Annotated in this window: 7 protein-coding genes; 4 read left to right on the top strand and 3 right to left on the bottom strand. The window is 44.7% G+C overall.

The genetic code is table 11. From position 1 onward, the window contains the following. Positions 1-24: 24 nt before the first annotated feature. Both IQ257_RS27865 and IQ257_RS27860 read right to left on the bottom strand, forming a co-directional pair. Positions 25-306: a YiaA/YiaB family inner membrane protein gene (locus IQ257_RS27865; RefSeq protein ID WP_193880469.1), complete on the bottom strand. Its 282-nt coding sequence runs from the start codon at positions 304-306 to the stop codon at positions 25-27. A gap of 633 nt (positions 307-939) precedes the next feature. Continuing rightward, the gene (locus IQ257_RS27860; protein WP_193880472.1) at positions 940-1,242 is read right to left on the bottom strand and encodes a hypothetical protein; all 303 of its coding nucleotides are present in this window, start codon (positions 1,240-1,242) and stop codon (positions 940-942) included. A 34-nt stretch (positions 1,243-1,276) separates the two neighbouring features. Here IQ257_RS27860 and IQ257_RS31285 point away from each other — a divergent pair, with 34 nt between their 5' ends. Further along, positions 1,277-3,928, top strand: coding sequence for a WG repeat-containing protein (locus IQ257_RS31285; protein WP_322744488.1), 2,652 nt, complete (start codon positions 1,277-1,279; stop codon positions 3,926-3,928). 857 nt (positions 3,929-4,785) lie between these two features. On the opposite strand, the gene IQ257_RS27850 is transcribed toward IQ257_RS31285, so the two are convergent. After that, positions 4,786-5,217: a hypothetical protein gene (locus IQ257_RS27850; protein ID WP_228061098.1), complete on the bottom strand. Its 432-nt coding sequence runs from the start codon at positions 5,215-5,217 to the stop codon at positions 4,786-4,788. 299 nt (positions 5,218-5,516) lie between these two features. Between IQ257_RS27850 and IQ257_RS27845 the strand changes: the two genes are divergently transcribed. The 3 genes from IQ257_RS27845 to IQ257_RS27835 all read left to right on the top strand — a co-directional run. Continuing rightward, entirely contained in the window at positions 5,517-6,155 is a 639-nt protein-coding gene (locus IQ257_RS27845; protein ID WP_193880475.1) for a GUN4 domain-containing protein, read from the top strand. Between the two features lie 378 nt (positions 6,156-6,533). Further along, positions 6,534-8,240 (top strand): ATP-binding protein, encoded by a 1,707-nt coding sequence (locus IQ257_RS27840; protein WP_193880497.1) that lies wholly within the window; start codon positions 6,534-6,536, stop codon positions 8,238-8,240. Between the two features lie 112 nt (positions 8,241-8,352). After that, positions 8,353-8,723 (top strand): GH116 family glycosyl-hydrolase (locus tag IQ257_RS27835; protein ID WP_265586118.1); only part of this gene is annotated, 371 nt, incomplete at its 3' end.

The following is an 8,723-nucleotide window of genomic DNA, read 5'->3' as shown; positions in this document are numbered from 1 at the left end:
CCCCAGATGCATGAAAAAGTAAGATTATTTCAAGGGGTGGTGTTCACTTAGGAGTTTTTCGACTCTTGCCTCATCCAGCCGAGAAGTTATTCGTTTCGATTCGTGAATATCTCTAGTAGTTTTCGATAGACTGATTGTAGAGCCAACCGAGAAGCCTAACCCCATTCCCATAAAACCTTTAGTCCAACTGTCTACCGGCAGGTATAAAATTCCGATGGACATGGCAGAAATAGAAATAATAAAAGAAGCCCAAGTCTGGAAGATCCAAGCGCTGCTATGAGTTTCGTTCTTAAAGGGTGATTCCATAGTTCTTTTCCCTCATTGAAATCCTAAAGTTATATCATGATATTAATTGCCACTCATAGGGTAGATTTGAGGAAAGGGACAGTTTTTTAAATTGCACAGAAAATACTCTCAGACGAGGGACTGAATCGGCTTTGCGATCGCAGTTGTTTCTTCCTTCTGTCTGTGACAGTTGAAGAATTGGTGAATTCTTTATCAAAAACGGCTCTACTTATGTCAGCTTGCTCCAAATTAGCGCTAGTCAGATTAGTTCTTGGCAGTATTTCTTCGTTCAGAGCGGCTTCGGTAGGGTTGTTGCTGCTGCCTAAAGTGTGACGTGTGTCTAGTCCTTAACTAAAGCCTTTGGGCGTATTTTTCTAACTATCTCAAATCTTCCGGATGTCACAACAACCCTATGGGATACAGAAGAGGTAGATGCACCCTGATTCAATAGCCTCAGCTAGCCGCTGGGGTTTTTTTTGTGGGTTAAGCTCGTTCAATTTGTCTAGTCCTTTGCTTCTATACTGGTGTTGTATACAGCCCGTCCTCCAATTTTTCTGACTCATTCAGATTGCGATTGAATTGGGGCTTCGAGTTGGGTATGGTGAGCACGATTCGCTTTATTTTTCGGTCAAGTCTGCTTTGGCTAGCTCCTCTCTAGCGGCAGCTATCGGGTAAATGAGAACTTTTGGATAACTCCTGGGCGTCCTCCCCTGTCCCGAACATTGTCGGTTCGACTGGTTCTCCACGATCAATTTTACGGGCAATCTCTATTAACCGATCAGCGATGGCGATTGGGACTCTAATGGTTTTGGTTCGTCCTAAATTCCAATGGGGGGCGGGTCCCCTACTACCGCGCTGAATATTCTCTGTCATGGTTTTACTGGGATAACTTTGATTGTCGATACCAAGTTTGCCAGAGAAATCCCCTTTCGTCTCGATTATTAAGTAAGCTATCATGCTTCTAAGAAAACTGCCTTGATTATTAGCTCGCTTGATTTTTTCTGATATTCAAAATCATTGGGCGAAAGAATGCATTCGCCAACTTTCTATCCGTGCGATCGTTAGCGGTTATCCAGAGGGTATGTTTCGACCCCTTAACCCAGTCACTCGCGCTGAATTTGCTGCCATTTTGTCTAAAGCCTTTCCCAATGCTGCCCCCGTGCGCAGTGCCGCCCCCTTTCCAGATGTTCCCTCCAATCACTGGGCGTATTCAGCAATTCAAACCGCCACCCGTGCAGGCTTTTTTTCCGGTTATCCTGATGGCACCTTCAAACCCAATCAACCCATCGTGCGAGTGCAAGTATTGGTAGCATTGGTGAGTGGGCTAAATAATAACTTAACGACCCACCCCACTCCCATCCTGCAACGGTATTTTGATGATGCGAGTGCCATCCCCAATTATGCCCTCAGAGCGATCGCCATAGCAACCCAAAACTATTGGGTGGTTAACTATCCCGATGTCAGACGCCTTAATCCCAATCAAAATGCAACTAGAGGAGAAGTTGCCGCATTCATTTGTCGGGTATTAAACCTCCCAGGTGTGCCGTTCCACTACGTTCCTAGGGAAGATTTAATCGCCATTGCACCTCAATTCGAGCAAGCAGACTCCTTTGTAGAAGGACGGGCGCGGGTCAAGATTGGGGATAAATGGGGCTATATCGATTCAACGGGAAAACTCGTCATTCAACCCCAACTCAATGAAGCCGATAATTTTTCAGAAGGACTGGCATTAGTCAGAACTTATCAAGAGACAAGACTAGTTACGCCTACAGCAGGGGAGACATCTCCTGCGGAAACCCGTGGAGTTTGGCTGACGACTACCGATAGCAGAGTCTTCAGTTCCAAAGAAAGCATTGCCCGAGCTATGGATTTCCTTGCCGAAACTGGATTTAATGTTGTCTTTCCCGTCGTTTGGAATAATGCCGCCACCCTTTATCCCAGTCGCGTGATGCTGGAAAACTTCGAGTTGGAAATCGATCCGCGTTATAAAGGACGAGATCCACTCGCAGAATTGATCGAAGCCGCCAAGCGGGTGGGATTAGGGGTAATTCCCTGGTTCGAGTATGGCTTTGCCAGTTCCTACAATCAGAATGGCGGACGCTTGCTTGCCAAAAAACCCGAATGGGCAGCACGGGATGCCAAGGGAAAACTACTAACCAAGAATAACTTTGAATGGCTCAATGCCTTTGACACCCAAGTGCAAAACTTCCTGATGAGTCTGATTTTGGAAGTTATCAAAAATTACGATATCACAGGAATTCAGGGAGATGACCGCCTGCCTGCACTTCCCTCTGAAGGGGGCTATGATGCCAACACCGTCGGACGCTATTTTCAACAGTTTAATCACTATCCGCCATCAAACCCGAAAGATGCCCAATGGTTGCAGTGGCGGGGCGACTTACTTACCCATTTCTTAACTCGTCTTTACCGGGAAGTCATCGCCATCAATCCTGAATTAATCATTTCCCTGTCCCCCAGTCCCTACCCTTGGGGGTTTAAGGAATACCTCCAAGACAGCCAAGCCTGGATTGATCAAGGACTGGTAGATTTAATTCATCCCCAGTTCTATCGGCGTGACATTCACAGTTATAAGCAGTTGGTCGATCGCATGATCAACGAGCAACTCATTTCCCCACAACTGCCTTCTGTTGTTCCCGGCATTCTAATCAAAATTGGTTCCTACCGCATTAGTCCAGAACACCTGTTGCAAGCCATTCAGTATAATCGCGATCGCGGTATGCCAGGGGAAGTATTCTTCTTTTACGAAGGATTGCGAGAGGATAACGACGCCCTCGCTAAAGCCTTGCGATCTGGTCCCTATGCCCATTCGATACCCTTTGATCCCGTCAAAATTAAAGCCCACAGTTTCACCCATCGCCGTATCGGGGGGCAGTACAGCTATATTGATCACTCCGGCAAACGGGTAAAGCAACCGCAATTTGATTGGGCAGATTCTTTTCAGGAGGAGCGGGCGCGGGTCAAAATGGGTTACAAGTGGGGCTACGTGGATAAAACGGGGCAGTTGGTCAGTCGTTTAGAATTTGATGAGGCGGGTTTTTTTTCTGAGGGATTGGCACGAATCCGAATCGGTAGCAAGTATGGCTATATTGATCGCAACGGTCAATGGGGAATCTTACCTCAGTTTGAGGATGCGGGTGCGTTTAGTCAAGGATTAGCGCCAGTTAAACGGAATAACAAGTGGGGGTATATCAATAAAATAGGTCAGTTAGCCATCTCTCTACAGTTTGAACAGGCTGAGTCATTTTCTGAGGGGCTGGCGCAAATCGAGTTAGCTGGCAAATATGGCTATATCAATCAGAGCGGTCAAGTAGTTATTTTACCCAACTTTGATGCATCTAGAGCTTTCGCTGAGGGACTAGCACCCGTAAAAATTGCCGATCGCTGGGGCTACATTAACTCTATGGGGCAACTCGTCATTGAGCTGCACTTTAATCAGGCGACATCGTTTAGGGATGGATGGGCAGCCGTGAAGGTGGATGACAAGTGGGGCTATATCAATAAAAGGGGGCAGTTTAGCATTCCACCATATTTTGATGAAGCGAAATCCTTTAGCGAAGGGTTAGCGTCAGTCAAGGTTAACGGCAAGTGGGGTTACATTCGGATTTTTGTTGAAGAGTCATAAGGAGTTCAGAGAATGGGGGCTTCAACGGGAAAATTATAAAGGTGAAATCCCCAACTTCTCTAAAAAGTCAGGGAGCTAAACCGTAGTGTATAGATGAACACATAAAACTGGCTGCATTTTTGGTATTCACTACTCAATTACCAACCCATTTTATGTCGCCCTCCAAGGCTAAAATCGAATACTTCCCTAAAATCATCAGACCAGCAATAAAGCTACTGATCCACCCATACTATTGCTGTTGCTTGTCACTCCACTGTTGTTAAGATTCGTTTAGACAATAGTTCGTTTAGAGGACTGACGAGTGGAAGCTTTTCCTGATACTGGGTTCTCGCTGCATCTTGAACGGGCATATCCTGCCTGCATCGAGAGCAATACCAATATATGCGCTTAGAGCGGATATGAGGTAGTAATTTTGCCGCACAACAAGGACAATTATTCATAGTACGTACCTCTTAATCCAATGAGTTTAAGTTTACTACTAAAAAGTAAAAATTCTGGGTAATAAATCAATAAAAAATATGAAATAGCATTGAGGAGTGAATGGAGGGAGAGCAATGATTATTCATTGTGCTAAGATATGTAAATCAATCGAGCTTCCTGCCCTTAATTTAAGACTACAACACTTACTTTTTACTATTAAAATTCGTGAAAAATGAATAGTTGTCTGTATTTAATTTTACACTTTTACCCTTAAGTAATTTTTATTTTTTTACAGACAAATTAGAGCAAGGGCGGATTTACTGATATCTAGGTGAGAAAGCCAATATCACAGGTTAAAGCCGCCCCTACCCACGAATTTCCAATTACCGCATTTGATAGGTGACAATCATTTACCCAAGTAGCAGTATGGGTTTAACCTACAAAATCTCTACTCGACCGTCATCTTGGAGATAAACGGCGCGATCGCCAGGAGGACGCCCGCCGGGACGCACTTCGATGCGGAGGAGTCGCGTTTCGGGTTTCAGAATGTCCACTTTCAGAGGTAATCCTTGGGCATCCCAAAACACCGCCGAGAAATTAGGGTCGGTACTACCTCCCCGAACAAACGACAACACCTGTCCTGGACTGATAGGTAACGGATCGGTGCTGTAGAGTTGCTGTAACTCAACAATGCCAGAAGTAAGGTTAGCAAATTCAACCGTAATACGCTGACCGGGTACAAACTTTACAGGTTGGGAACCACAACTGGTTGCGGCAACGCAGGTTCTTGCGATCGTGCTTTGGTACTGTCCCTCAACACCAAAGAGTAGGCAGACAGAAATTAACGTGGTTGGTAGAAGTTTAGACATTTGTGGAATAATGAATAATAAGCAATATAACTAGTGTGGCAAATTTAGAAGTAGCCTAGGGCAAGTCAGGGTATTGGGAACCTAACTTTATGTATAAAAGAGGAGTTAAAGACATTATGGAGCTCATCTACTTTTGTAAGATTTCGATAGTTCAGCAAGAAAGTAAAAGACAACAACTGCTAAATTGAGGTAAAGTTGACAATTAGCGGTAACTCAGACTTCTGCAGATACCGCTCCTGCGATCGCACCGAGGATGACATCCTTATTGTTTTCTCCTTGAATGGTAGGTCTATTCGCGTATGACGGATAAGAATGTCGAGAAGGATCTTCAATTTAGTACCCAGTTATCTGAGATAAAAACACAGTTGAATCAACTCAACAGCCAGTTATCTGAAATTAAGACCCAGTTGAATCAACTTCCAGCATTATCCGAACAAGTTTCTCAGTTTGAGGAAAACCTCATGCTGATTTCGGATATTTACAGATATGAGAAATTGCGACATTATTTAGCAGCAGATAACTGGTTTGAAGCGGATCTAGAAACCATTAAATTGATCATGGAGATAGCTGGGGAAACTGACTTAGAATCAATAACCCCTGAAGAAATTACAAAATTTTCTTGCAATGCACTTCAGGTGATCGATCGGCTTTGGGTTGTTTATAGCAAGGGTCACTTTGGCTTTAGCATACAGCTCCGCATTTATCAAAACTTGGGTGGAAATCTAAATACAACGATAGAACGCAATACCGAACTCATTGAAAACTGGGGACAAAAGTTAGGATGGCGTGAAAACAACCGCTGGAAAAAATGCGATGAACTTGACTATACCTTTGCAGCCCCCGTTGGGTGTCATCCCTCACGGTGGTGGAATTCACCCTATGGATCAAAAATGACCAACTATTTTTTATCTCGACTCATTACCTGCCAATTAGATTAGGCAGTCTATTTGATGGGTGAGATACCAGCGGCGTAGAACCTCAACTTTTTATAGCAATCGAAGATCATGCATTGACTTACAATCGCCGTTGCCGGAAATCTCGCAGACACCATCACGTTAAGAAAAGAGTTTCCGTAAATTTACCAATCCCAGTCAAGTTTCTCGTCTATTACTCTATTTGTATAGAGATCAGGACTTCCGGGTTCTTTAAGTTTAATGGTGAAGTTAACCTGAACAGCATCTACACTCGTCCTTACCTGGCATTAAGACTTGAGAGCAAAGAGTTTGGTCACTATTTCTAAAATCCTCCGCCATACTGAGCAAGTGCTAAAGAACCACTTTTTTCCTGTTGTCCAACGCTACTTCCAGGGACAAAACTTGAGAAAACTTGTCCCAGCATTACACGGTGAACCAACACCAGCAGCCAAACCAGCACCCTATCCTGATAATGAGGTAGAACGGCTCAAAGAACTCTATCGCTATCACATTCTTGATACAGTTCCTGAAGAAGCGTTTGACGATTTGACACTGCTGGCATCCTCGATTTGTAACACTCCCATTGCCTTAGTCAGTCTAGTCGATGCCCATCGACAGTGGTTTAAGTCAAAAGTCGGTCTGGACGCTACAGAAACACCGAGAGAGTTAGCGTTCTGCGCCCATGGGATTCTTTCCCCTAAGGAACCCCTGGTTGTACCCAATGCGTTAAAGGATGAACGCTTTGCTACCAATCCTCTAGTTCTGTGTGACCCAAAAATCAGGTTTTATGCAGGAGTTCCCCTTGTCACACCCAATCACTTTCCCCTTGGTACTCTTTGCGTGATTGACCAGATTCCACGCCAACTCACTAAGGAGCAGCTTAGTGCTCTTCAAGCGTTAGGGCGACAAGTTATCAGCCAACTCGAGTTACGGTGTAATCTGTCTAAGTTAGAGCAGACTCTCACTCGCCAAAAGTGTACAGAGGCGGCACTGCTGAGTAGTGTTGCTACAAACCGAGCATTGTTGAATGCCATCCCTGACTTAATGTTTCGCATTAATCAACATGGCATTATTGTAAACTACAAAGCCCCAAAAGAGAGCATCCCCTTCTTTGACAAAGAAAATATTCTAGGGAAAAAAATCGAAGAAGTTCTGCCCGTTGCTGTAGCTCAACGCTTTCTCGATAGTGTCTCCCAAGCCCGACAAACCGGTGAACTTCGAGTATGGGAGTATGAGTTGCTATTGGCAGGGGAGAAATTCTATTACGAAGCACGATTGGCGCTCAGTGAAGAGAAAGAAGTCGTGGCAATTGTACGCAATATCACTAAACGCAAACAGGCAGAAGATGAACTGCGCTCCAATCTTGAAAAAGAAAAGGAACTTTCGGAACTCAAATCTCGCTTCGTTTCTACGGTTTCCCATGAGTTCCGCACCCCTTTGACGACCATTCTAGGTTCTACGGAACTTCTCAGATATTACAGCCACAGTTGGAGTGAAGATAAAAAAAACGTTCACTTTGATCGGATTTACTCTCATGTCAAACACATGACTCAAATGTTGGACGATGTTCTGCTAGTGGGCAAGTCTGAAGCTGGAAAGTTAGAGTTTAAACCCTCTCCCCTAAATGCGATTGAGTTCTGTTGCACTTTGGTAGAAGAGTTACAACTAGGTGCTGGTCATCAGCATACCCTTATCTTTACACCTATGGGTCTAGAACCCGAGGGACAGAACTTTACAGGAGTAAGTCAGGTTACAGATTCTTATCTAGATGAAAAACTTTTACAGCATATTTTCAGTAACTTGCTCTCGAATGCTATAAAGTATTCTCCTGTGGGTAGCACTATCGAGTTTGTTCTCACCTACTTCGATAGCCATATCGTGTTCCAAATTCAAGATTCAGGCATCGGCATTCCTGTCGAAGACCAACTTCACTTATTTGAAGCCTTCCATCGGGCTACCAATGTTGGTAAACTTCCTGGAACAGGGCTAGGTTTAGCGATTGTCAAAAATGCAGTTGATTTACATGGTGGTGAAATTACTGTCAACAGTCAAGTCGGTGTAGGCACGACATTTACCGTAAAACTCCCACGTTTGCCGCAAGGAAGCTGATGATTCTATGTTGCTTTCCAAGCCGTAACTTTCAGAACGGGAGTAGGGAAACAAAGGGCAAGTTTTACAGGGTGGATTTACCTGTTAACAGGCTACACCGTAAGATCAAATAATGATCTATCAACCACCACGCCCAAAAATTCCGGAGTGTACCTGGCAGCGTCCCCTCGGACTTGACTGGGACAACCCTTACACTGTCCGTTATGCTAGCAATCTTGACGATGGACCTTGGCACGGTATGCCCCTTGGGGGTTTTGGGGCGGGTTGCATTGGTCGTTCTCCACGGGGAGAATTTAACTTATGGCATCTTGATGGTGGAGAACACGTTTTTAAAAGTCTCCCAGCTTGTCAGTTTAGTATTTTTGAACAGTCCGAAAACTCCTCAGCTCAAGCTTATGCCCTCTGCACTGAACCGCCGGAAGATGGTAGCTTAAAGCGGTGGCAGTGGTATCCGACTTCGGGGGGAGCAGGGGAGCAGAGGAA

The organism is Coleofasciculus sp. LEGE 07092, assembly GCF_015207375.1.
GTDB lineage: Bacteria > Cyanobacteriota > Cyanobacteriia > Cyanobacteriales > Coleofasciculaceae > LEGE-07092.
Note: the sequence above shows the minus strand (reverse complement) of the source record. Positions and strands in the feature narration are given on the sequence as shown.